19 protein-coding genes and 1 pseudogene are annotated in these 23,331 nt (G+C 41.2%); 18 read left to right on the top strand and 2 right to left on the bottom strand.

Features of this window, described 5'->3' with window-relative positions:
- Positions 1-32 precede the first annotated feature (32 nt).
- From ACFG4S_RS00675 to ACFG4S_RS00635, 9 genes are all read left to right on the top strand, one after another.
- Entirely contained in the window at positions 33-302 is a 270-nt protein-coding gene (locus ACFG4S_RS00675; RefSeq protein ID WP_392530134.1) for a hypothetical protein, read from the top strand.
- Positions 299-622: a hypothetical protein gene (locus ACFG4S_RS00670; protein WP_392530133.1), complete on the top strand. Its 324-nt coding sequence runs from the start codon at positions 299-301 to the stop codon at positions 620-622. The genes ACFG4S_RS00675 and ACFG4S_RS00670 overlap by 4 nt, the downstream gene beginning before the upstream one ends.
- A 42-nt stretch (positions 623-664) precedes the next feature.
- On the top strand, positions 665-1,054 hold the full coding sequence (locus ACFG4S_RS00665) for a hypothetical protein (protein WP_392530132.1): 390 nt from the start codon (positions 665-667) through the stop codon (positions 1,052-1,054).
- Between the two features lie 27 nt (positions 1,055-1,081).
- On the top strand, positions 1,082-2,353 hold the full coding sequence (locus tag ACFG4S_RS00660) for an RNA-guided endonuclease InsQ/TnpB family protein (RefSeq protein ID WP_392530131.1): 1,272 nt from the start codon (positions 1,082-1,084) through the stop codon (positions 2,351-2,353).
- A complete protein-coding gene (locus ACFG4S_RS00655; protein ID WP_392530130.1) occupies positions 2,298-5,789 on the top strand; it encodes an RHS repeat-associated core domain-containing protein in 3,492 nt (1,163 codons plus the stop codon). Before ACFG4S_RS00660 ends, ACFG4S_RS00655 begins: the two co-directional genes overlap by 56 nt.
- Positions 5,790-5,840: 51 nt before the next feature.
- Positions 5,841-6,347, top strand: coding sequence for a YfbM family protein (locus tag ACFG4S_RS00650; protein ID WP_392530129.1), 507 nt, complete (start codon positions 5,841-5,843; stop codon positions 6,345-6,347).
- A gap of 241 nt (positions 6,348-6,588) precedes the next feature.
- On the top strand, positions 6,589-6,738 hold the full coding sequence (locus ACFG4S_RS00645) for a hypothetical protein (RefSeq protein WP_392530128.1): 150 nt from the start codon (positions 6,589-6,591) through the stop codon (positions 6,736-6,738).
- A gap of 33 nt (positions 6,739-6,771) precedes the next feature.
- Positions 6,772-11,709: an RHS repeat-associated core domain-containing protein gene (locus ACFG4S_RS00640; protein WP_392530127.1), complete on the top strand. Its 4,938-nt coding sequence runs from the start codon at positions 6,772-6,774 to the stop codon at positions 11,707-11,709.
- 26 nt (positions 11,710-11,735) lie between these two features.
- The gene (locus ACFG4S_RS00635) at positions 11,736-12,650 is read left to right on the top strand and encodes an ankyrin repeat domain-containing protein (protein WP_392530126.1); all 915 of its coding nucleotides are present in this window, start codon (positions 11,736-11,738) and stop codon (positions 12,648-12,650) included.
- A 71-nt stretch (positions 12,651-12,721) separates the two neighbouring features.
- Here the strand turns inward: ACFG4S_RS00635 and ACFG4S_RS00630 are convergent, their stop codons facing one another.
- Both ACFG4S_RS00630 and ACFG4S_RS00625 read right to left on the bottom strand, forming a co-directional pair.
- Positions 12,722-13,918 (bottom strand): hypothetical protein, encoded by a 1,197-nt coding sequence (locus ACFG4S_RS00630; RefSeq protein ID WP_392530125.1) that lies wholly within the window; start codon positions 13,916-13,918, stop codon positions 12,722-12,724.
- Positions 13,919-14,138: 220 nt separating this feature from the next.
- Positions 14,139-14,720, bottom strand: a pseudogene (locus ACFG4S_RS00625) (hypothetical protein); the annotation flags it as partial.
- Positions 14,721-14,969: 249 nt separating this feature from the next.
- On the opposite strand from ACFG4S_RS00625, the gene ACFG4S_RS00620 reads away from it, so the two are divergent.
- The 9 genes from ACFG4S_RS00620 to ACFG4S_RS00580 all read left to right on the top strand — a co-directional run bounded on the left by ACFG4S_RS00620 (position 14,970) and on the right by ACFG4S_RS00580 (position 23,310).
- Entirely contained in the window at positions 14,970-15,317 is a 348-nt protein-coding gene (locus ACFG4S_RS00620; protein WP_392530124.1) for a CU044_2847 family protein, read from the top strand.
- Positions 15,317-16,186 carry a trypsin-like peptidase domain-containing protein gene (locus ACFG4S_RS00615; protein WP_392530123.1) on the top strand — a complete coding sequence of 290 codons (870 nt, stop codon included), beginning with the start codon at positions 15,317-15,319 and terminating at the stop codon, positions 16,184-16,186. The genes ACFG4S_RS00620 and ACFG4S_RS00615 overlap by 1 nt, the downstream gene beginning before the upstream one ends.
- 19 nt (positions 16,187-16,205) lie before the next feature.
- Positions 16,206-17,216, top strand: a complete 1,011-nt coding sequence (locus ACFG4S_RS00610) for a hypothetical protein (protein ID WP_392530122.1) — start codon at positions 16,206-16,208, stop codon at positions 17,214-17,216.
- A gap of 3 nt (positions 17,217-17,219) precedes the next feature.
- Entirely contained in the window at positions 17,220-18,185 is a 966-nt protein-coding gene (locus ACFG4S_RS00605; protein WP_392530121.1) for an AAA family ATPase, read from the top strand.
- On the top strand, positions 18,182-19,237 hold the full coding sequence (locus ACFG4S_RS00600; protein ID WP_392530120.1) for a VWA containing CoxE family protein: 1,056 nt from the start codon (positions 18,182-18,184) through the stop codon (positions 19,235-19,237). The genes ACFG4S_RS00605 and ACFG4S_RS00600 overlap by 4 nt, the downstream gene beginning before the upstream one ends.
- Positions 19,238-19,242: 5 nt before the next feature.
- Positions 19,243-21,399, top strand: coding sequence for an SUMF1/EgtB/PvdO family nonheme iron enzyme (locus tag ACFG4S_RS00595; RefSeq protein WP_392530119.1), 2,157 nt, complete (start codon positions 19,243-19,245; stop codon positions 21,397-21,399).
- Positions 21,400-21,562: 163 nt separating this feature from the next.
- Entirely contained in the window at positions 21,563-21,910 is a 348-nt protein-coding gene (gene avd, locus ACFG4S_RS00590) for a diversity-generating retroelement protein Avd (protein ID WP_392530118.1), read from the top strand.
- Positions 21,907-22,965 (top strand): reverse transcriptase domain-containing protein, encoded by a 1,059-nt coding sequence (locus ACFG4S_RS00585; protein WP_392530117.1) that lies wholly within the window; start codon positions 21,907-21,909, stop codon positions 22,963-22,965. Before avd ends, ACFG4S_RS00585 begins: the two co-directional genes overlap by 4 nt.
- A gap of 21 nt (positions 22,966-22,986) precedes the next feature.
- The gene (locus ACFG4S_RS00580; protein WP_392530140.1) at positions 22,987-23,310 is read left to right on the top strand and encodes an SUMF1/EgtB/PvdO family nonheme iron enzyme; all 324 of its coding nucleotides are present in this window, start codon (positions 22,987-22,989) and stop codon (positions 23,308-23,310) included.
- Positions 23,311-23,331: the final 21 nt, after the last annotated feature.

The raw sequence follows: 23,331 nt of genomic DNA, 5'->3' as shown, positions 1-23,331 counted from the left end.
GCCACTACATAAATTAGCAGCAAAATTAGTCAATGAAAATCGGTACTGTCTCTATTAATTATTCCAGAAAGTTCAATTTAGGGAACTACGAATCAATCGAAGTAGGCTGCTCTCTCTGGGCGCAAGTGGAAGATGAAGAAGATGCGGACGGCGTAGTTCAATTCCTTTATCACCAAGCCAAAGCAGCCGTAAAAAGTGCAGCAATGCCCGTGATTAAAGCTAACGAATTTCAAATCAGTAAAGCCAAATCCCAAAAGAAGGTGGTAACTGATGAGGGTGTTGGGGAATTAGAGGATTTATGAAACAACTAACAGGTTCTATGCCGATCGCAGCACTACCACCATCTACTGCGGCCTGGAGCAAAAAAGAACTCCTTGAAACAATTGAATGGCTCCAATCCGAGGGAGCAGCAACCCAAACCAATCTCAAACTTTTAACTGCAATTGTCGAGTCTATTCTTTGGTCTGAAGAATCATACACCAGATTTTTGCAATGCGGTTTTGATGCAGCAATTGAGTTATTTGATATTACTTCTCAAAACTGGGAGTTTGAAGAATCAACGTCATCACCTCACAACCCCAGAAATTGGGACGAATACAAGCGGCTAGAAAAACACCAATAAATAATATCTCTTCAGCTTATTTAGTCATAAGAGGAATAAGAAATGAAAAGAAAATGGACTCCTGAAGAATTAGAAATACTCGAAGAAATGTCTGAAGCATATATACCTAAACAGATAGCTTATAGGCTCAGAATCCGAGGCTATCACCGCACAACGCTAGCTGTTCATAAAAAACTGTACTCCTTGGGTTATTCGGCACGTCCTACTTTGGACAATTATAGTTGCAACCAAATTGCTCAAGCCCTTTCGTTGAACTCTTCTACCGTTGCGAGATGGGTAAAACTAGGTTGGCTTAAAGCCATGCGACGTTCTACTAGAAATTTCTTAGTTAAAAGTCGGGATTTAAAACGGTTTTTCAAGAATCCCCCACAATCTATTAAAAAGCGGATTGCAGCTATAGATCCGCAAATTATTAGGTATTTGGTAGGGTAATCAAAAAAGGATTAGGAGATAGTTCAAGTGTTTCATCTGACCTACGAATTTAAACTGAAACCTACTCGCGCCCAAATTGCAATATTTGAAGACTGGTTAGAACAATGTCGCCGTGTCTATAACTATGCTTTGGCAGAGCGTAAAGACTGGATTAAATCTCGTAGCTGTCGGATCAATGCTTGTTCGTTACATTCTGAATACATCATTCCTGCTGATACACCACGTCCAACTTACGTTAATCAATGCAAAAGTTTAACTAAAGCTAGGGCAAAATATCCAGAACTTAGAGCAGTTGAAGTACACGTTTTACAGCGAACATTGAAACGGCTTGAACAAGCTTTTGTTGCAATGTGGGAACGGAAACTTGGATTTCCGAGATTCAAAAAACCCGGAAGAATGCGCTCTTTTGTGTTTTCACAACTGGGGGTTAATCTAATTGGGCGAGAACGAATTAAACTTCCTAAAATTGGCTGGGTGAAATTTCGGCAATCACGAGAAATACCTGATAGTGGTACAGTAAAACAAGCTCATATTGTTAAACGTGCTTCTGGATGGTATGTGCTGCTAATTGTGCAGTGGAATGTAGATGTACCACAACCAATACCTCACGGTGAAGCACTAGGAATAGATGTAGGATTAATAAGTTTTATTGCTACCTCTAATGGGTTAATGCTCAAGCGTCCAAGGTTTTTTGTAGATGCCCAACGTAAGCTGAAATTGCTGCAAAAGCGCGTCACCAAAAAACGTATTGGCTCAAACAATTGGCATAAAGCCCAAAAGAAAGTAGCAAAATTTCATGAGTATATTGCTAATTGCCGTAGAGATTGGCATTTTAAACTGTCTCATCAAATTTGCAATGATGTTGGGATGGTGTTTGTTGAAGATTTAAATTTAGTTGGTTTGTCCCGTGGAATCTTAGGCAAACATTGTTTAGATGCTGGATTCGGTCAATTCTTCAACATCTTGGAGCAAGTCTGTTTTAAGCGTGGTGTCTATTTTCAGAAAGTAAACAGTCACAAAACCAGCCAGATTTGCCCTAGTTGCGGATTCGAGACAGGCAAGAAAGAGCTTTCAGAACGTACTCATTTTTGCTCGAATTGTAGCTATACAGCAGATAGAGATATCGCTGCCGCACAAGTAGTTCTTCAAAGAGGGCTTGCAGCCGTAGGGCATACGGTCAAGAAGCTTGCTGAGGGTAAATTCATTGGAATCCCTGTGAAGCAGGAACCCTCATCTCTAAAGCATGGGGAATGTCAATGTACTAGACCAACTTGGTCATGCCACAGTTTACGAATATGATGCTAGGGGTAATATTCTCACTGAGATTGACGCAGAAGGGCAAATAACGAAACGTAAGTACGATGATAACAACTATGTTTTGGAAGAAACAGTAATTTCAGACCGTTCTGGACCAAATGGTTTTACCACTAAGTACACCTACGACAGTCAAGGCAATAAGCTAACGGAAGAAGATCCACTACATAATGTCACAATTTACACTTATGGCGATAAGAGCCGCCTAATGACTGAGACTGATGCCTTGGGTCGCACGACAACTAATGTCTACAGTAGAAGTGGTAATCTTCGTTCAACTACTGATGCTCTTGGTCACACCACTAGTTATGACTACGATCTCAGAGGTCAACTTCGGTCTGTCAAAGATGCTGACGGGAATGTTACAGGATTCGATTATGATGACAATGGCAATGTCACCAGTGTTACAGATGCGTTGGGCAATGTTACGGCTTATACTTATAACACCAACGGGGACAAACTGAGCGAAACCCGTCAAATGACTCTTGCCAATGGTCAGGTACGAGAATTGTTGACAACGTGGACGTATGATGACAACGGTCGAATGAAAACGATGACCGATGCCGAAAATCATACAACGACTTATGAATATGATAAATTAGGTCATCAAACTGCGGTTATTGATGCACTTCAGCACAAAACTGAGTATAAATACGATGATAAAGGTCAGTTGGTAGAAACAATCTATGCAGATGATACACCCGACAACCCAGACGACAATTCCAGAACCAAAGTTGAATACGATGCTGCTGGTAACAGAACTCAAGAGACTGACCAAGCGGGACGAGTTACACAATACAAGTACGACCAAGTAGATCGGCTAATTGAGACTATTTACGCAGATAATACGCCTAATACAGATGACGACAATCCACGTAGCAAAACTGAGTACTACACCGATGGGTTGGTAAAAGCTGAGATTGACGAACGAGGAAATCGCACAGAGTTTCGTTACGATGCTGATGGTCAGCAAATTGAAGAAATTTATGCAGATAAAACACCTAACACGCTGGATGATAATCCCCGAACGACTTATAAATATAACCAAGTTGGGGAACAAATTTCTCAAACCGATGCTCTTAGCCACACCACTTCGTATAAATATGATGATTTGGGACGCATTAAAGAAACAGATTTTGCTAACGGGACTTACACTACCAATGAATACGATAATTTAGGTCGGCGCATTGCCACAACGGATCAAAACCGCCAGAGAACAGAGTATGGCTACGATTCACTAGGTCGCCTAACCGGGGTGAAGAATGCTGTGGGTGATTGGACAACTTACAGTTACAACCAAGTTGGAAATCTCATCTCACAAACAGATGCTAACCAGCATACAACCAGTTTTGAATATGATGGCATAGGTAGTCGGACTGCGACGATTTTACCACTGGCCCAGCGATCGGATATGACCTATGATGCTGTGGGTAATCTCAAGACTTATACAGACTTCAACCGCAACACTATTACTTATCAGTATGACGCACAAAATCGTTTAACAGAAAAAGATTTTCCTGACCAAACTGCTACAACTTTTACTTACACTCCCACCGGACAGCGAAAAACCGTCACTGATGCACGGGGAACGACAATTTATGATTATGACGAGCGCGATCGCCTCATTCAGCGCATTGACCCCGATAACAGTAGTATCAGTTACACTTATGATGCCACTAGCAATCGCACTTCTGTGACTACAGCTTCTGGTACAACTTACTACACCTTTGATGAACGAAATCGTCTGGCTACGGTAACTGACCCTGATTCTGGCATTACGCAGTATACATATAATACAGTCAATAATCTTGTCCAAACCGTATTGCAAAATGGGACTATAGAAAACCGCCAGTATGATGATCTTGATCGCTTGAAGTATCTGGAAAACAAAAAGGCAAATGGTGACATTATCTCCAGTTATACCTACACTTTAGATGCGGTAGGTAATCGTAAAAAGGTGGTGGAAGATACCGGACGACAAGTAGATTACACTTATGACAATCTGTATCGCTTGACTGAAGAGAAGATTACTGATTCTATAAATGGAAATCAAACGACTGACTACACCTACGATAAGGTCGGCAATCGCAAAACCAAGGCTGATTTGCTCAATAGAGTAACTATTTATACATACGATGACAATAACCGTTTGTTAAATGAGACAGATGTTAATTCTATTACTGCCTACACTTACGACAATAATGGCAATACAAAGACGCGCTCCCAAACCACGGGACAAACAGTCACAGATAAAACAGTCTATATTTGGAACTATGAAAATCGTCTAATTGCGGCTGATATTAATACTGCTAACAGCACCCATCATACTGAGTATCAGTATGATTCAGATGGCATACGGGTTGCTAAAATTTTGGATGGACAAGAAACACGGTACTTGATTGATGCAAATCGACTCTATGCCGAGGTGTTAGAGGAGTATTCTAGCAATGGCATAATACAGGTGTCTTATATTTATGGGAATCGCTTAATTTCAGAGAAACAAAGTAATACTAGAACTTTCTATAACTATGATGGTTTGGGGAGTACACGATTGCTTTCTGATATAGCTAGCAATGTTGTAAACACTTATAACTATGATGCTTTTGGAGTATTGTTGAACTCAACTGGCAGTACAAGTAATAAATATATGTTTACTGGGGAACAGTACGATCAAACATTGGAAGATTACTATCTTAGACAGCGTTACTACGAGACTGAAACTGGTAGATTCACTAAAAATGATAGTTGGGAGGGTAAACTCAGTGAACCAGTGACGTTGCACAAATATGTATATGCTTATAATAATCCTCCTAATTTAACAGATCCTTCAGGCTTAAGTCCGCTTAGTGAGTTCTTCTATAAGTATGGCAATACTGTACTTAAGAATTTTTACTCAGGCTACGAGTTATTTCAGCGATGGTCGTATTTTGGCAGTAAAGTGGGTGCAGCTATTAGACGAGATATCAAGACACAACATCCTGATGTGCAAATTCGTGGAGAATTTACGATTCAAGGGGCAGGAAAAAATGATGGAGAAAACGGAAGAGCTGATGTTATCAAAGTGCTGCCATCTGGAACTTATGAGGTATATGAGATTAAGCCCGCAGGTGGTGATCCTGCGGGACCTCAGCTAACAAGATATATACAAGGTCTTACACAACTGGGAATAACTGCTACACGTGGAACGTACAATTTTTCCGGCAAAATTGAAAATGAGCCAGTTGTTGGTGTAAGAGTAACCTATGGGCTTGCAGCACCGGGGGAAATTTTATATACTCCCTCAATTAATGAAATAGGTACAGCTATAACCGTGTTCGTTGCATCTATTTACACAATTTCTCAAATAAATAATTTGCAGATAGGTACGCTTGCTGGCGAGGTTCAAGGGCAAGCAGCACTTCAGAGAGGATTTATATTTTAACAATTCAACGTCTGGTATTTTTTATTGAAATCTTAAGGAGGTACAAACGTAATGATGTTAGCTTACTATAGACAGATGAATTTTACTGAATTCAAGAAAATTAAAGAAAGCCGTATAATTCAGGAGAATTTAATCTACAGTGATTCAACAGAATCACCGTATGGGGATTGCCTATGTATTGGTATATGGTGGGGAGCAATTGACTTTTTACTTGTTGGGCCAGGAGCTAATAAAAGCAATCCACTCAAAAAATTAGTCTTTGGTGGAACCCCTTTAGATGCCGATGATATTTGGTTCGACTTTGGACCAATACGCTATCTGGAGCCAGATGAAGTTCGAGAAATCTCAGAGCTTATTGTTAAAATCTCGCCAGAAATGTTAATTGCCCAATATAATGTAGCATCACTGATTGAACATCAAGTACCCCCAGATACTTGGTTGATAGAAGATCAGAGTAAGGTTGTCATCTCAATTACAAGTTACTACTCAAAAATAGTGGATTTTTTCCAAAAAGCTGCGAGGATAGAAAACTATATCCTTGCTTATATCACAGCGTAGTCTTGTTTAATTTTTTCTAAAAATCTGTTTATTTTTTCGTATAATCTCAGCCATATTCAGCTTCTCCATCCTCCAGGGTCGCGCTTTTGACCGCTCGGCAATAGCCTCATTCGACCATTTTTCTGGATCTTGCACGGGCGCGGCGGAAAACGTTCATTCATAAGGAACTGTTGGGCTTACCAAGTGGCTTACTAGAATTTGACCATCTGTAATTGCTGATTATTTGGGAGGTGCGTTAACTGTGTGGTTTTGGGAACAAGACTCAGTTAAGTACGAGATATTCAAGCAATATGAACGAGCCTTGGTAGCCATTGGGGTAAACTTTTCGCTCGAAGAAGTGGAATCGCAATTCCTCGTAGGTTGGGTGGAGCAAAGCAAAACCCAACATTAACCCAACATTGATAAATCCACCAAGTGGGAAGCTATGGTGATTGACTCACAAACTGGGACAATTGTTTGGCAACCAACGGCTAATCAAATCGGCGATACCACAGTTAGCGTTCAAGCAACAGATATCTACGGTGCTTACAATGATATTAAAGGCACGGTCAGCGATGATAACCTGGACTACTACCGCCTGCTGGTTGCGCCCATTGGTAGTACCGATTTCAAAGAGATTTTCCGAGGCACAAGCACTGTTAATAATGATGTACTAGGTAAATTCGATCCATCACTGCTGGAAAATGACAGCTACACGCTGCGACTGGAAGCTCATGATAAGGGCGGGAATGTCAGCTTTGTTGAAGACACGGTTAATGTGTCTGGCGAATTGAAACTCGGTAATTTCCGGTTGTCATTCACTGATTTGTCGATTCCTGTAACAGGGATACCCATCACGTTAACTCGCACCTATGATTCTTTGACATCGGGTAGCACAGATGACTTTGGCTACGGCTGGCGCATGGAGTTTAGGGACACGGATTTGCGGACTTCTGTTGGCAAACCCACTGGAGAAGTTGCGGAACTTGGGGGGCAAAATCCGTTCAAAGATGGTACAAAAGTATACATTACTTTGCCTGGCGGAAAACGGGAAGGGTTTACTTTTAAGCCCCAGTTAGACCCACTTTCTCAGTATTTAAGGGGCGCTGGTGGTGTTGATTCTGACCCGAATATATATCGTCCCTCGTTTGTGGGTGATGCTGGCGTAACCGATACCCTCACGGTGCAAAACACCCGCATTATTCATGGCGCTGGTACTAATCAGTACTACGGTCTAGCTGGCAGTGCTTATAACCCGGCTGATACCTATTATGGTGGTGTTTATACGCTGACTACGAAAGAGGGGATTGTTTACCAGATTGATGCTGCGACGGGTGACTTGTTGACTGTTACGGATAACAATGGTAACAAGCTAACTTACACAGAAGAGGGGATTTACAGTTCGACTGGCAAGCAGATTACCTTTGAGCGCGATGCACAAGGTCGGATTGCCAGTGTCAAAGACCCGATGGGTGAACTGGTGCGGTATGAATATAATGCGAAAGGGGACTTAGTTAGTGTAACCGACCAAGAAAAATTCAAAACTCAGTTTGTTTATGACCAAGAGCGATCGCATTATCTAAAAGAAATTATTGATCCATTAAACAGAGCAGGTGCAAAAGTTGAATATGGCGATGACGGCAGATTAAAGAAAACACTCAATGCCACAGGTAATTCTGTAGAAATTGATTACGACCCTGCAAACTCGCTGCAAACCGTCAAGGATGCATTAGGTAATCCTACTACCTATGAATATGACACCAGAGGCAATGTAATACGTGTAGTTGATGCCCTTGGTCATCAAACTCAGATGAAATATGATGATGAGAATAATCTGTTGCAAGTAACAGATGCAAATAATCTCGTCACTAAGTATGAGTATGACGACAAAGGCAACCTGAAGTCACGCACAGAGGAGTACTGCGGTTGTCCCACCGTTGTGCCGGGAACTTCATACTACACATACGACAAGTACGGCAATATGACATCACTGGTAACGCCAACTGGTGCATCAATGACGATGGACTATGACCGCTTTGGCAATATGTTAGCGATGAAAGATGGCTTAGGCAATGTCATCCAGTCCTTCACTTATGATGCTTTTGGACAAGTAAAAACTGAGACTGATTCCACAGGGACAACAACTTATTTTTACGACGACTTTGGTAATGTCATTAAAACCATTGATGCAGATGGCGGCGTAACAATAATGGAGTATTACACTGACGGTAAGCTCAAGCGGATGGTGGAGGATAACGGTACACCTAATGACACCAGTGACGATGAGGTTTCCACCTTTGAATATGACAAACTGGGACGGGAGAAGTTTGCTGATTACGGGGATGGTATCTGGGTTAAATACGATTATGAAGGTGCAGGTGGTGACTGGACTAAGTTAGAAGCACCCACTATTGGTAAAATTGAGCGGAAGTTGACTGCTGATGGCAAGTTGGCAGGTTGGGTAACTGCTGATGGTGGTACACCGACATTCAAGTACGACCTAGTTGGGCGTTTGTGGAGAGAGACTGATACCAACGGTAATGACGTCACTGAATACGGTTATGATGCAGCCGGACGTTTAACTACAGTAAAAGACTTGCGGACGGGTGCGACAACCACGAAGAAATATGATGCAGGCGGACGTACCACTGAAGAAATCGATGTACTAAATGTTTTCACTCGCTACTTCTATGATCCCAAATCTGGGAAGTTGACGAGTACGGAACGTGGGAAGTACATTAAAGATGCTTCCGGGCAGTTAGTGGAAGACCCAACAGTACAAAAGCAGGTATATCGCTATGAATATAATGGGTTGCAAACAACAGTAATTGACCCGCTAAATCGTAGAACCACCTCGGTAATGAATGATTACTATCTGCCAAGCGAGACAATTTATACCACTGGCCAAAAAGAGAAAATCAGCTATCTGTACGCTAATAACCTGCAAGAAGCGAAGGATTATCCAACCAAAATTCTTGATATTGGTGGTAATGATCGCGTATTTGAATACGATGATTTGGGTCGTCTTAAAACAGCAAGCGATTTGGGGAATGGCAAGTATACTTACGATTACGGTGATGATGGGCTTGGGAAAATTACCAGTCCTACAGGTGAAACACTTCAGTATGGCTACGATGATTTGGGTAATTTAGCCAAAGTCACTTATGGTGATAGTACTTTCAAGCAAATGACTTACAGTACCACCGATAATCGTTTGGAAACGGTGACGCTGCCATCTGGAGAAACAATTACCTATCAATATAATGATGCGGGACAAGTGACCTCGCAAACTTCTTCCACCACTGGTGCTGTTAGCTTTACCTATACTGAAGAAGGTGCAGTCAAGACAATGACTGACTCTACGGGTACAACAACTTACCGCTACGACAGCAGCAACCGTCTTGAAGGCATGGATTATGCCAATGGTAGCAGTATTAGCTACACCTACGATATTGTAGGGCGGATTAAGACATTAACGGAGAAAGGTTCTGCTAACGCTGTAGCATATACGACTGAGTATGATTATGATGCGTTTGGCAATCTTAGTTGGGTGAAAGACCCTGCTGGTGGGATTACCAGAATGAAGTACGATGTGGTGAACCGTTTGCAAGAACGAATATTGCCTAATGGTGTGAAAACGACTTATGATTATGACGATTTAGATAGAGTGAAGTCGATTGTTCATACTAATGCTCAAGGTCAAGTGTTAGCATCTGTAACTTATGAACGTCAAGGAGTTGGCGAACCTAGCAAGATAACCCGTGAGGATGGTTCGTATGTACTATTAAAGTATGATTCGGCATTGCGAGTAGAGAAAGAATCGTATTACAATACTGCTGGGCAACTGTTGAATGAAAGCAGTTATACTTATGATGCTTCTGGTAAGCGTCAGGTGCAGTCAACTAGTGGTGGGTCGCGCACTTTCAATTACACTACTGGTTATCAATTAGATACTGTTACTGAAGCGGGTGAAACCGAAAACTACGATTATGACCAAAACGGTCGGTTGACGCTAATTCAGCGTGATGGTGAGACGCTTGATTTGGATCATGATGCTTATGACCGTTTAACTCAAGTCGAGAATGAGACGACTGGTGAAACAACACAGTATATTTACGATGGTGCTGGTAACAGAGTTAAGGAAATTCAAGGAAATCAAGAACGGCGCATCTTAGTAGCACCTGCGATGGGTGGTGGATTGGAATCAACCGACTTGATTACTGATGGTAGTGGTAATTTGATTAGTAACTATATTTATGGTGGTGGTAGCAGTCCCTTCATGCGATTGGATGCTGACGGGAATGCTGTATACTACCTGACCGATGCTATGGGTACTGTGATTGGATTGGCTGATGGTAGTGGTACAAGTTCAGGCAAGTTTCTCTATGATGCGTTCGGCAATATTTTGTCCCAGGTAGGTGGTGCAGATGCTGAAGCGGGTGGTGATTTTAGGTTCCAAGGGCAGTGGTTAGAGTCTGAGAGCGGGTTGTATCATTTTAGAGCAAGGGATTATGACCCTACAACGGGATTATTCTTGAGCCGTGACCCAGTGGATATTATTGCAACTGCACCGGAGAGTTTCAATCCGTATCAGTTTGTGTACAATAATCCATACATTTACAGTGATCCCACTGGGATGTTTACGATGATTGAACTCAATGCATCTTTTAGCATTGAGAATGCCCTTAATGCAATGAGAACCTATGCTTCCAATGAAATTAAAGATTACTTTAAAGGAAAAGTTAGTGAAGCTCTAGGTAATGCTTTCACTGGATTGGTTAAAAAACTTTTACCTTTTGGTGATGTTGACTTTGACAACCTTCCTACTAAATTTAAAGATGGAACCAAACTTGAAAACTTTCTTAAAGGTCAAATTTGTGGAATTTTTAATGCTGTAGGAGGGCCTTTTTTTGATCGTCTTTGGCTAGAGCCTGGTGTCGCTATTAATGGTCAACCAACAGCTCCAGGTTTAAACTGTAAAGGATTATTCAATGATACAGAACGTAATGAATTTAAATTTACACAAGTTCCTAAAGCTTCAAAAAGACCAGATTTTATATTTAAAGAAGGCAGCCCCACTAATTACAAATCTAATGATACAAATGCTTTCTTAATTGGTGATGTAAAACTTACTTTAAACAAAGCTTTAGGAGACATAACTGGAGTAGGAACTAAGAAAAATAACCCTTCTGAGCAATGGACAGCAATTCGAGCTTATGCAAGTAAATATGAAGCAACACGTATAGCTCTCTACATAACCTTTAAACGCTTTGGTAATGATCAGAAGCTTTCTGATAGTGAATTAGCCGTAGCAATCGCAAAAGCTTCAAAGAGTGCTTTCAGCCAAGGTGTTATACTACTGATTGCCAATCTTGTTGATTAACTATATCTTCTGAAAGATATAAACATATGCAGAATACATCAAATATTAAGCAAAAAATTTTGCTTGAAGAGGCACTTGAAACTGCACTTAAAAAAGGTGATACAAGTGCTTTAACACAATTAATTCAAAATGGAATTAACATTAATATCCGACTTGATGACGAGCAAACTTCTCTCATGGAAGCAGTACGGGCAGGAGATATTAATGTTGTTCATATCCTTGTTGAAGCTGGAGCAGATGTTAACGCTCAAGATAACAGTGGATTTTCGGCTTTATGGAAAGCTGCTTACTGGGGACTACAGGAAATTTTTGATTATCTTGCACCTCTAACTTCCCTAGACTTAAGACAGGAAGCTCAAGAGATACTGCCTAAAGGTTTGGTGTATCGTCAAAGAGCAGATGATAATTTTACAGAAGATTTTATAGCAGCTGCTGCAATAGGAGATAGCAATGCAGTTCAGGCTGCGATCAAGGAAGGAGTAAATGTCAACGCTATTGGTAGTGATGGAACTCCAGCCCTTGTTTCATCGGCTTTCTGGGGTCATATACCTGTAGTTAAGTTATTGCTGAAGTATGGAGCGAATATAAACTGCAAAACAGAAGATGAGCAAAAAACCCCATTAATTGCAGCAGCGGAAGGAACGAGCCTTGCACGATATGCAAAATTTACCTCAGTTACAACAGATGAAAATCAGATTACTGTAATTAAACTTTTACTTGAAGTGGGTGCAGATGTTAATGCAAAAACAAATGAAGGCAGAAATGCACTCATGGCAGCTGCTAATGCTGGTAGTATAAACGCCGTTCAATCATTAATTGAATATGGCGCAAATATTGATGCCAAGGATAATAGGGGAGATACAGCTTTAAGCCTTGGAAAACTAGCAGGACATACAGATATTGTTCAACTTCTGCTGTCAGCAGGAGTAAAAGAAGATTGAAATATCAACTATGATCACACTTTAAATGGGAGCAATGCGATTTTGTTAGATGAACTCAAAAAGTGCGATCGCTACTCATTCCACTCAATTAGCATACCATCCACGCAACCAACCCCCCATTGCGGAAACTTCACCAATAGTTTCTTAATGACAATCTGCAAGGCAGGGTCATCCTCCCAACACTCTTGCAAAAATTCAAACCCCGGATTCTGCCCCGAATTCGCCGCAACCTTGAATTTCTGCATCCGCTCCGGTCGCATATTTGCCCTTGCTACAATCGCCTCACGCGACCATTTTTCAGGATTTGGTACGGACACGGCGGAACCTTCACCCTCATCAACTGCTTTGACTTCTACACCCGAAATTGAATTTTCAACTAACAACAAAGTGGGATTACTTTGTTCTGCTTGCCCCTGTGGTTGATCTGCGATCGCAGAATTTAGAGATTTTTCATTTTGGGCGACGGGCGCGGCGGAACAAGCACCTTCATGAGAGACTGCCGCCTCAATGCCACAATCCTGGTTTTCAAACAACGAAGCGGGATTACTCTGTGCTGCATCCACGAGCGCCAGCGTCGTACAGTCCGTTACCGCAGGTAACTCTTCCTCCTTCTCTGACACGCTTTCAACAGCCTGAGGCGAAGCGCCCCCCAAGGGCGCGTAAGCCGTCTCCTCCTCACGCGAATTTCCTGTAAGCATGTCAGAGACACAGTTCACGAACTCTTTTGAAGAGTTCGTGAACTGTTCCTGAGTAGTTCGTGAGGTTTCCTGGAATCCTTGCTCTGACTGACTTTGACCTAAAATAGATGCTTGATTTAAAGCACCCATTTCTTCAGAGCCAGCATCTATCTCTGAATCCCCAGCATTTAATTCTCGTTTTTCAGAATTTGGTTGCTGATTTTCAGCATTAGCTTTCTCCCAAAACTCCTTCATTCTGCTGCCGTGTAAATTTTTCACCATCCAGCTAGCCGTTTCTCGGCCGTCTTGAATAGACTTGTCCGGTTTGAAAATAAACAACCCGCTTTCAGATAGAATTTTCTTCGCAGAGATAAAAGTACTGTACCCCAAAGCAGAAGTCAAAGGCATCCATCGAGAACCGTATGGGTCAGCCGTCCAGCACTCTTGCCACAACTGCGTAACTGATGGCTTTTGCTGCGAAGCCCATAACATATCCTCTATGGGAATAATCACATGGAGCCGCTTGTATGGGGATTGCTGTTTATTGGCAACAGCCTTTTTGGACTTGGGTCTTGTGATAGTTGCAGTCATCGTATAATCTCCTATTTATATTGACGCACGGAAATTTCCCCCACTGTGATGCAGGGTTTGGTTTGCTATTTATCGGTCTTAAAAGTTATCAGTACATTTGGCAGTACAACTAGCTACATTGTTATAATCGTGTTGTTGTCTACCGTTTGCGGCGGAGACACTTTTCATAGGGTGATTGCACAGTTTTTAACTAAGCAATCGCTCTAATCAACAACTTCACCTACTCTTTTTCCGGTTGCCAGAATCGCAACTCGTCTCGAAAATACCTATCAGTTTTTTTCGATTGCTCCTTCCAGTGATCCCAGGCAACTATCACCTCGTCTCCTAATTCTTCTACCACCTCACCCCTTTCCACATACAAAGTACGGTATGGGTCAGCGTGAGCAACTATAGAACCGATGCCTATGGTGTCTGGTTGAGAAGATGCTTTTTGGAGAGCAGTAATTAAATTTGTCTCCTCACTGGTCAATTCCGCCCAGTAGTCCTGTTTGATCACCTCATACTCTTGGGCAACATCGCAGTAGTCCTGCCACTTACACCCTGGTTTAGCTAGCACCTGCCGAATATCACTGACTGCTTGGGGCAACATTTCCAATTGCTCGGCTCGATATGCGATCACAGTTGGTGTCGGCTCACTGCCCAGAATTATCGCCGCAGCTTCGAGCGCCTGAGTATTGTTCATGGCACTGGCTAAGTTTTTCAAAGCCATGCCCATAAGTCGCAGACATTCCTGGGCGTTTTCTTTGGGCGGTTCCTGGGCTAGCGATCGCAAATCAATAGTTTTCTCCAAGGCTTGCTTAACGAGGGTGCGATTGTGATGAGACTGTGACTAATCAGCAAATAAATTCAAGGGATAAATTGTTTTTAAACGCTCAAATTCAGTCTGAATAGGGGACAAAACGAGTATTTGGTACAAAAGCTTAAATTTGCTTGAGCAAACTCTATCGTAAATCTACTGAGACTGCTATAGTCAGTCTGGAATCGCGTTCTGTACATTTGTAGCTTTATATAGACACTACTTAGACTGACCATTATGCACATTAGTACATAAATGATGAAAGAAAAAAAAATAGCTGAGTTTTCCCTAGCAGATGGAACTAAATTTCTGGTGGAAGTTGATGAACCAGAAGGTCGTGCAATTGAGCGAGTTGCTCTCCCATCAGGAAGACAAGTCCTCAAGGCGCAGCAGACATTTGAAGAAGCCCTAGATAAAATCAAACCCGTCGCTTCTACTATTGTCTCCAAATTACGCGACCTCAACCAGCCTGCCGATGAGGTGGAGGTTAAATTTGGACTGAAGTTAACGGCGGATGCTGGGGCGATTTTTGCGTCTGTTGGGAGCGAAGTCAGCTATGAAATTACTTTGAAATGGAGTAATAAAGGACAGGACAATAGTTAATGAATGCCATTGATTTTAACAGTCATAAAAATTCAATTATTCGGATATTTTATCAGGAAGATGTCGTCGGTATTGGCTTTCTAGTGGCAGAAAAATATGCTTTGACTTGCGCTCATGTCGTGACAGAGGCATTATTATTAAATAATAGCTCAATATCAAACATTCCCGATGGAAAAATTCAGGTTGATTTTCCCTTAGCCAATTCAACTGAAAAAATCAAGGCGACGGTTGTTTATTGGTATCCGACATCTGACTTAAACTCGGATGTAGTAATTGAAGATATTGCTGTTTTAAAACTGGAACACTTACCTTCTCATGCCCAACCAACTCGTCTGATTTTATCAGACAATATCTCAAAGCATCCATTTAAAGTGTTTGGTTGTCCCCAGGGAGTTTCTTTTGGAGTTTGGGCAACTGGGGTATTATCAGAGCAAAATGCTAAACAATGGGTACAACTGGAAGATACTAAGGTGACTGGATATGCCATTGCCAAAGGATTTAGTGGTTCTCCGGTTTGGGATGAACAATTGCAGGGAGTCGTTGGGATGGTAGTTGCAGCAGATAGCAGGCGAGAAGTTGCAAAAGCCGCATTTATGATTCCCAATCAAATTTTAGTTAAGGCTTGGCAATATTTGGAGTCAGTTGTTATCGAAAGTAAGCCAATAGAAAAGCCAGGTAAGCCAGCTTTATTACCAGCTAAAAAAAAGTTTCTGGAACAACGGAAGCAACAGTTTGAAGAAAATATTGAAGCAGTAAGCAAACAAATGAGTTTTGAGTCAAATTTATCTAACTATCTGAATTTGGAAAGACAAATTACTTTCTATTTTGAAGAACTTGAAAATATTGAACGAGAACTGTCTGATTTTTAGATAAATATATAAATTAAAGATGGTCAATTCTATTGAACTTAAACTAAAACTTTTAAGAGAACAAAAAAATACAATTACTGCAAATCTTGAAACAATTGGTAAGGAAATGAGTTTTTCCCTGTCAAGCCTTACTAAATATCAAGATTTAAAGAGGCAATCTGATGAATATTTTAAACTCCTAGAAAAAGTCGAGAACGAAATTGAGTTATTAGAAAGTAATAGGAATTTATCTGTTAGTCCAAGTCAACAACATACTATTTCTCACAATTTATCTAAAATTAATTTCCGTGAACCCAAAAAAATCGTCAATCATATCCTAGAAAAATATTTGGGTGAACAAGGAGGAACGGCTTCATTTTTACTGAGAAATACCTCTTCAATGCGAGGAGATTTATGCGTAGCAGATATTCAATACTTTCTTAGTAGTAATAGCTATGGTAGGTTTAAGTATTGTCCTATCGATCCCTTATTAAGACCTGATATTTCCGATAAGCGAAGTTTGCTAGATGCGATCGCAGAGTATTTTCAACCAGTTGAATCCCATCCTAACGATCAACAATACGCTCGGAATATTATTGATAAAATAAGTGCTAGTCTCCAGGGAAGAAGCATTGTTTTTTTTGATTTTACAAACTGGGATCTTATTCTAGAAAATGATGACCAAATTTTATCTTGGTTTATTCAGCATTTTTGGCATCTTTTAAAGGAAAAGCAGCCAGAAATTTATAAAGAGTATTCTTGGGTAAGATTCATTTTGTTTATTTCTATAAGTTCACTACTTCCTGAATCTGATTGTCATCTGGATTATTGTTGCGATCATCAAAATTTTGATGGGTTAAAAATCATAGAATTACCCTTAAAAAACTGGGACGAAGGTGATATTGATGATTGGCTACAAGAAATATATGGATTATCTAAAAGTAAAAGTCAAGGAATAGCCAAAAAAATTTATAAATTATCTAATCCTGGTATTCCCATTACAGTTTGTTCAAATTTAGAAAAACATTTACATAATTTACTAAAGGTATAATTTATGAATCTTCCTAAATACACCTTCGAGTGCAAACCTGAAGCGCGACCGCAAAATCATCATCCTGATTCTCCCACAGAATTAGAACCATATATTGCTGATAGCGGATTAATTGAAGCTGTCAATTTGGCAATCTTTCTACAAAGACCACTTTTAATTGAAGGGGAAGCTGGATGTGGTAAAACTCGATTAGCAGTCGCAATCGCTTATGAATTAGGATTACCCTTTTATCGCTGGGATATTCGCTCAACTACGAAAGTTCAAGAGGGATTATATGAATATGATGCAATTTTGCGTCTCCATGATGTCCAAACTCAAAATTTAACCCCATCAATTAATCCCCAAACTGGAGAACCGAGAAAGCCTCAAGATCCCAAAGATTACCGGGAATTAGGTTCTCTGGGTAAAGCATTTCAATCCCATGAATGCCCAGCCGTTTTGTTAATTGATGAAATTGATAAAGCTGATGTAGATTTTCCTAATGATTTACTGTCAATTTTAGAGAAGCCTTGGAAATTCTTTATTCGAGAAACTGGAGAAGAAATCAAGGCTAATCCAGACAAATTACCAATTATTATTATTACAAGTAATAAAGAAAAAGGCAGCTTACCCACTCCATTTTTACGACGCTGTTTATATCACTATGTAAGATTTCCTAATCAACCAGAAGAATTGCAAAAAATTGTCAATGCTCATTATGCACAGAAACAGAAAATAGAGAAAATTACTATACCTAAAGCAGATTTAGTCCAGGAAGCGATCGTCAAATTTTTAAATATCCGTCAGGATAAAAGCCTGTTTAAGCTCCCTGGTACAAGCGAATTTCTTGACTGGCTGGCTGCCTTAGACCACTTTACCCTAACACCCTATCCTGTCGAGCGACTCAAGGAAGAAAATACAATTCCCTATCGAGACTTAATCTTTAAACTACGGCAAGACTGGACAAACTCCAAATATGCCTCATCATGAGTGACTTTAACCCCCATCCTCTCTTGAATCGCCTCTTTTACCGCTTACGGCGGGATGGATTTGCTTTGGGTGTCAGTGAATATTTAGTCACGCTAAAAGCTATTCAAGGCGGGTGGGGAACTCAAGATGCAAATGCGCTGAAAAAACTTTTAAAATCGCTTTGGTGTCATTCCCTAGCACAACAAGATCATTTAGAAGTGATTTTTGGGGCTATCAGTGCCGAAGAATCCTCAAAGGAGGTAGAATCAAGGGAAAGTAACGCAGAAACAGTTTCAGATTCATCCCCACCTCCCAATCCTCCCCCTGCATCCCCTGGAGAACAATTCCCTGCTGTGGTAGGAGTTTCGACTCCCACACCTGAGTTTTCCTTACTTCCCGTAAAATCTCCCATCCACTTATTAGAACAGCAGACAGAAGATCGGGATTTCCAAACTTATGCTCCCATTTCTCGCAGGTATATGGTCTATAGCTGGCGGTATTTACGCCGAATGGTTGCGGATGGTAGAGAGGATGTTTTAGATGTCGCCGCAACGATCGCCAAATTCTGCGAACAGGGATTTTTCTTAGAACCAAAATATTGCCGCAGAGAACGAAATCACGCCGATTTGCTGCTGTTGATAGATCAAGAAGGCTCTATGACTCCCTTTCACCACTTTACACGGGATTTGGTCGAAACGGCTCAATACGAAAGTAACATCCAGCAGGTACGAGTAGGCTATTTTCACAACGTACCGGCAGAATATATCTATCGAGACTCTTATTTAACCGAAAAAATTTTATTGGAGTCAATTTTAGCAGCAGGCGACGGCAATACCAGTATATTAATAGTCAGTGATGGGGGAGCAGCAAGGGGCGATCGCCGTTCCGAAAGATTTTCAGCCACGGCCGAAGTTTTGTGGCAAATTAAACAACATACCAAGTTAATCGCTTGGTTGAATCCCATACCCCCTGAACGCTGGCGAGGGACTACAGCCCAATTTATCGCCCATTTATTACCAATGTATCCCCTCGATCCTCATGGCTTAAATCAGGCGATCGCAGATATTCGGTAAAATTTATGAACAGTCCCTTATCTGATGAATTAACCCAAGAATTAGCCCAACAGCAAATTAACCGCTTTGTGGGACGGTTTGAGCCATCCTATGAATATTTAGCTTGTCACTGTGCCTTACCCTTGGTTTTGACTCCCGAATTGGTCAATTATATCCGAGTGCAATTTTTACTCAACGAGGAAGTCCCTTGGATTGCAGAAGCAGATTTGCTGTTGTCCAATTTGTGTCGTCCAATCGGCTATGAATTGTACGCCATGACTCCGGTTGTACGGTCAAATTTATTGGCAAAATTTCAAGAACCAGCTTTTCAGCAGAAATTTGGTACAAATCGCCTCAAGTCCGTAGCCCAATTATTGATGGACTATGTAACTTATTTAATGCGAACTCGCCCCCATAAGCCAGATAAATTACAGGCGCAACAATGGGCTGCAATGGTTTATTTAGATGAACACCGCACTCAAGCCGAAGAGGAAATTGTTACTGCGCTACAAGCATTAGTTAATAGGGGAAAAAATGGACAAGCAGAATTAGCTCAGTTAAAGCGTATCATTGCAGAATTTAGACCGCAGTTAAGTCAGTATGACAGATTAAGAGAACTTGCTGAAGAAGTTGGCATCTTGCTCAAAGGTCAAATTCCTTCTAATACTAGTCAATCCTACAATTTTCCTGATATTACACTGCAACTTCCACAAGAGCATTATTTACTCTTTGAAAATGGCAATACCCGAATTTATAGTTGTTGTACTGACGAGCCTTGGAATTTACAATTTGATGCTTTCGTGATTTCTTGTAGCCCAAAAATTGGGCTTTCAGGTTCCTTATCTCGGTCATTGACCGAATATATTGGTGAAGACAATGATGATGAACTACGAAGGGTAATTAAGTTAGTTTTAGCAGAACAGAAAAGAAATGAAATTACGCCACATTTACCCTTAATTATACCTTTACCCATTCAGATAAACCGCCTGCTACAGCCTGCGGAAAGTGAACAGGAACATTTTCTGATCTATGCAACAGTAGAATCACCAAAAGCAAGTATAGAAAATGTGTCCGTCGCAGTTGAGTCCGTGATTGCCTTGAGCTTAGAACGACAGTTACAGAGGATTGTTTTTTCCTTATTAGGGACTGGAAATAATCGGCTATCTAATCATGAAGTTGCTCAAGTCATGCTGTCAAAATTGACTCAATTATTGTCAGAGTTATCATCTAATTTTACAGTAGAAATAACTATAGTTGATCAAGAACGAAGTACAATTGAAATTATTAATCAAGCTGCAAAAAACTTACTAGAACCTATCTTTTCCCTCATAGGGTTTGAGTATCAAACGCCCACAGTCAACAGTCGCGGTGAAATCATCCAACAAGTAACCAAAACCGCCCAATACTTCACCGAAACCCTCAGCAACAACGTCACCCTAGAAATGGTGTCTATCCCCGGTGGCACATTCATGATGGGTTCGCCGCCAGATGAAGCCCAACGCTACGACGATGAAAGCCCCCAGCATGAAGTCACGGTTCCCTCTTTCTTCATGGGCAAGTACCCCGTCACCCAAGCGCAGTGGCGGGCTGTGGCAGCTTTAAAACAAGTAAACCGGGAACTAAAACCCGACCCCTCGAACTTTAAAGGTGATGATTTACCAGTAGAGCAAATTTCTTGGGATGAAGCGGTAGAGTTTTGTGATAGACTATCAAAGCAGACCCAAAGAAACTACCGATTGCCCAGTGAAGCCGAATGGGAATACGCTTGTAGAGCAGGCACGACAACTCCATTCCACTTTGGCGAAACTATCACATCGGATTTAGCAAGTTACAATGCTGAAGTTACCTATGGTGATGAGGCTAAAGGTAAATCTGCAAATCAAACAACTCCAGTAGGTACATTCGTGCCAAATTCCTTTGGTTTGTATGATATGCACGGTAATGTTTGGGAATGGTGCTATGACCACTGGCATGAGAACTATCAAGGCGCTCCAATAGATGGCAGCGCTTGGATGGATATTAAAAAACAGGATAAAAATGATAATCAAAGACGGCTGCTGCGCGGTGGTTCCTGGGACTTGACTCCGTGGTATTGCCGTTCTGCGTCTCGTATCGGCCACGACCCGGTCAGCAGGAGCTACGACGGGGGCTTCCGTGTTGCTGTTTCCCCCGCGAGGACTTAATTTTTTACACTCTTGCGCTTTAGCCCTCTGTGCTTCTTCCCTTACCTCCGCCGAAGGCGGTCGATATTTTGTTTATATTTAGCACGACTGTATTAATACAGTAGACAATAACTGTTAGATTTGTCAAGTGGATTGTCCGAAATAAAAATTTGTTCTTGACCGAATGCAAAATTTACCGATTATCCAAAAAACTTATGATCTGATTAAATGGTACGTACCGATTTTAAATCGTCTGCCCAGAAAACATAAATTTGGTTTAGGGGACAGGATGATAGCGGGACTTTACGACTTGCTAGAAGGCTTAATTTTAGCACGATACGCTCAAGAAAAGTTGGCTCAACTCGAATTATTAAATGCTAAGTTAGACATCCTGCGTCATCAAACCCGATTATTGTTTGATTTTGAGCAATTCGATGAGCGACGATATGAATATGCTGGTCAACTCATAAATGAAATTGGGAATGAGCTAGGTGGCTGGATTAAACAACAGCGACAAAAGGGGAAGGGATGAGACGATACGGTAATCTTTATCCTCAAATTACAGATTTTGCTAATTTAGTGTTAGCTGCACATCAGGCACAAAAAGGAAAGCGTTTTCGAGAGAATATTTTAAAATTCAACTACAATCTGGAAGCGGAACTCGCAAAAATCAAGACTCAGTTAGAGTCAAAAACCTATCAGCCAGGACGCTACAAAACTTTCGAGATTTGTGAACCCAAACACCGTTTAATATCTGCTGCACCTTACCGAGATAGGGTAGTGCATCATGCCTTGTGCAATATCATAGTACCAATTTTTGAGAGAACTTTTATTGCTGATTCTTATGCCAACCGTTTAGGATTTGGTACGCACCGTGCTTTACATCGTTTCACCACATTTGCTCGTTCTAACCGATATGTTTTACAGTGCGATATTAAAAAATATTTTCCCAGCATTGACCACGAAATTCTTAAATCTCTCCTACGTCGGAAACTAAAATGTCACGATACTCTGTGGTTGACAGACACAATTATAGATAGCAGCAATCCTCAAGAATCTGTGATTGACTATTTTCCTGGTGATGATTTACTTTCGCCATTACAACGCCGAAGAGGATTACCGATTGGCAACCTTAGTAGTCAATTCTTTGCCAATGTTTATCTTGACAGTTTAGACCATTTTGTGAAAGAACAAGTCAAGGCAAAAAACTATCTTCGCTATGTTGATGATTTTGCATTGTTTTCAGATGACTATGGATTCTTAGCAGAAGCACGATTGGCTATAGAAGAACACTTGAATAGTCTCCGACTCAAGCTTCATCCGGTGAAAAGCCAATTATTTGAAACCAGAATTGGGGCAAGTTTTCTAGGTTTTCGTGTTTTACCTGAGACAATCCGAGTCCGAAGTGAGAATTTGCGAAGAGGACAGCGAAGATTAAAGCAGCTGCAAAGGGACTATGGGCAAGCTAAGATTGAATTTAAAGACGTGCATAACTCAATTCAGAGTTGGGTAGCTCATATCGCATACGGTGACACTTGGCGATTACGTCACAAGATATTCGCATCTCTTGTGTTCACAAGAGGGTGAAGAGGGGGTAGGCACTTCCGGCTGCTGCGCGGTGGTTCCTGGAACAACAATCCGAGGAATTGCCGTTCTGCGTATCGTAACAACAACGACCCGGACAATAGGAACAACAACATCGGTTTTCGGGTTGTAGTTTCCGCGGCGAGCGCTCTTTTGTGCCAGAGTCGGCGTATGGGAATACGTCGAGCGTGCCTTAAAGAGTCCAGACCTGCACCTGTGATGTCGGTGACGATATCCAAATATAAAACTGGGTTGGGTAGCTTGGTAGGTGCAAACCGAACAGTTGCTCAACCCTACAACAGCATATTCCTGTCCTTAGGGAATGGGATCACTCTTGGGCAGATGTAATCCCATGATGGAGTTACGCTA

Source organism: Nostoc sp. C117, assembly GCF_043099735.1.
Lineage (GTDB): Bacteria > Cyanobacteriota > Cyanobacteriia > Cyanobacteriales > Nostocaceae > Nostoc.
This window is presented reverse-complemented; position numbering and strand designations above follow the sequence as displayed.

Excerpts from the sequence above, each read along its gene's own strand:
- ACFG4S_RS00620 (WP_392530124.1), top strand. The coding sequence starts at position 14,970 with ATGATGAAAGAAAAAAAAATAGCTGAGTTTTCCCTAGCAGATGGAACT.
- ACFG4S_RS00605 (WP_392530121.1), top strand. The coding sequence starts at position 17,220 with ATGAATCTTCCTAAATACACCTTCGAGTGCAAACCTGAAGCGCGACCG.
- ACFG4S_RS00635 (WP_392530126.1), top strand. The coding sequence starts at position 11,736 with ATGCAGAATACATCAAATATTAAGCAAAAAATTTTGCTTGAAGAGGCA.
- ACFG4S_RS00655 (WP_392530130.1), top strand. The coding sequence starts at position 2,298 with ATGGGGAATGTCAATGTACTAGACCAACTTGGTCATGCCACAGTTTAC.
- ACFG4S_RS00610 (WP_392530122.1), top strand. The coding sequence starts at position 16,206 with ATGGTCAATTCTATTGAACTTAAACTAAAACTTTTAAGAGAACAAAAA.
- ACFG4S_RS00615 (WP_392530123.1), top strand. The coding sequence starts at position 15,317 with ATGAATGCCATTGATTTTAACAGTCATAAAAATTCAATTATTCGGATA.
- ACFG4S_RS00585 (WP_392530117.1), top strand. The coding sequence starts at position 21,907 with ATGAGACGATACGGTAATCTTTATCCTCAAATTACAGATTTTGCTAAT.
- ACFG4S_RS00600 (WP_392530120.1), top strand. The coding sequence starts at position 18,182 with ATGAGTGACTTTAACCCCCATCCTCTCTTGAATCGCCTCTTTTACCGC.
- ACFG4S_RS00670 (WP_392530133.1), top strand. The coding sequence starts at position 299 with ATGAAACAACTAACAGGTTCTATGCCGATCGCAGCACTACCACCATCT.
- ACFG4S_RS00675 (WP_392530134.1), top strand. The coding sequence starts at position 33 with ATGAAAATCGGTACTGTCTCTATTAATTATTCCAGAAAGTTCAATTTA.
- ACFG4S_RS00640 (WP_392530127.1), top strand. The coding sequence starts at position 6,772 with ATGGTGATTGACTCACAAACTGGGACAATTGTTTGGCAACCAACGGCT.
- ACFG4S_RS00595 (WP_392530119.1), top strand. The coding sequence starts at position 19,243 with ATGAACAGTCCCTTATCTGATGAATTAACCCAAGAATTAGCCCAACAG.
- avd (WP_392530118.1), top strand. The coding sequence starts at position 21,563 with ATGCAAAATTTACCGATTATCCAAAAAACTTATGATCTGATTAAATGG.
- ACFG4S_RS00665 (WP_392530132.1), top strand. The coding sequence starts at position 665 with ATGAAAAGAAAATGGACTCCTGAAGAATTAGAAATACTCGAAGAAATG.
- ACFG4S_RS00630 (WP_392530125.1), bottom strand. The coding sequence starts at position 13,918 with ATGACTGCAACTATCACAAGACCCAAGTCCAAAAAGGCTGTTGCCAAT.
- ACFG4S_RS00650 (WP_392530129.1), top strand. The coding sequence starts at position 5,841 with ATGATGTTAGCTTACTATAGACAGATGAATTTTACTGAATTCAAGAAA.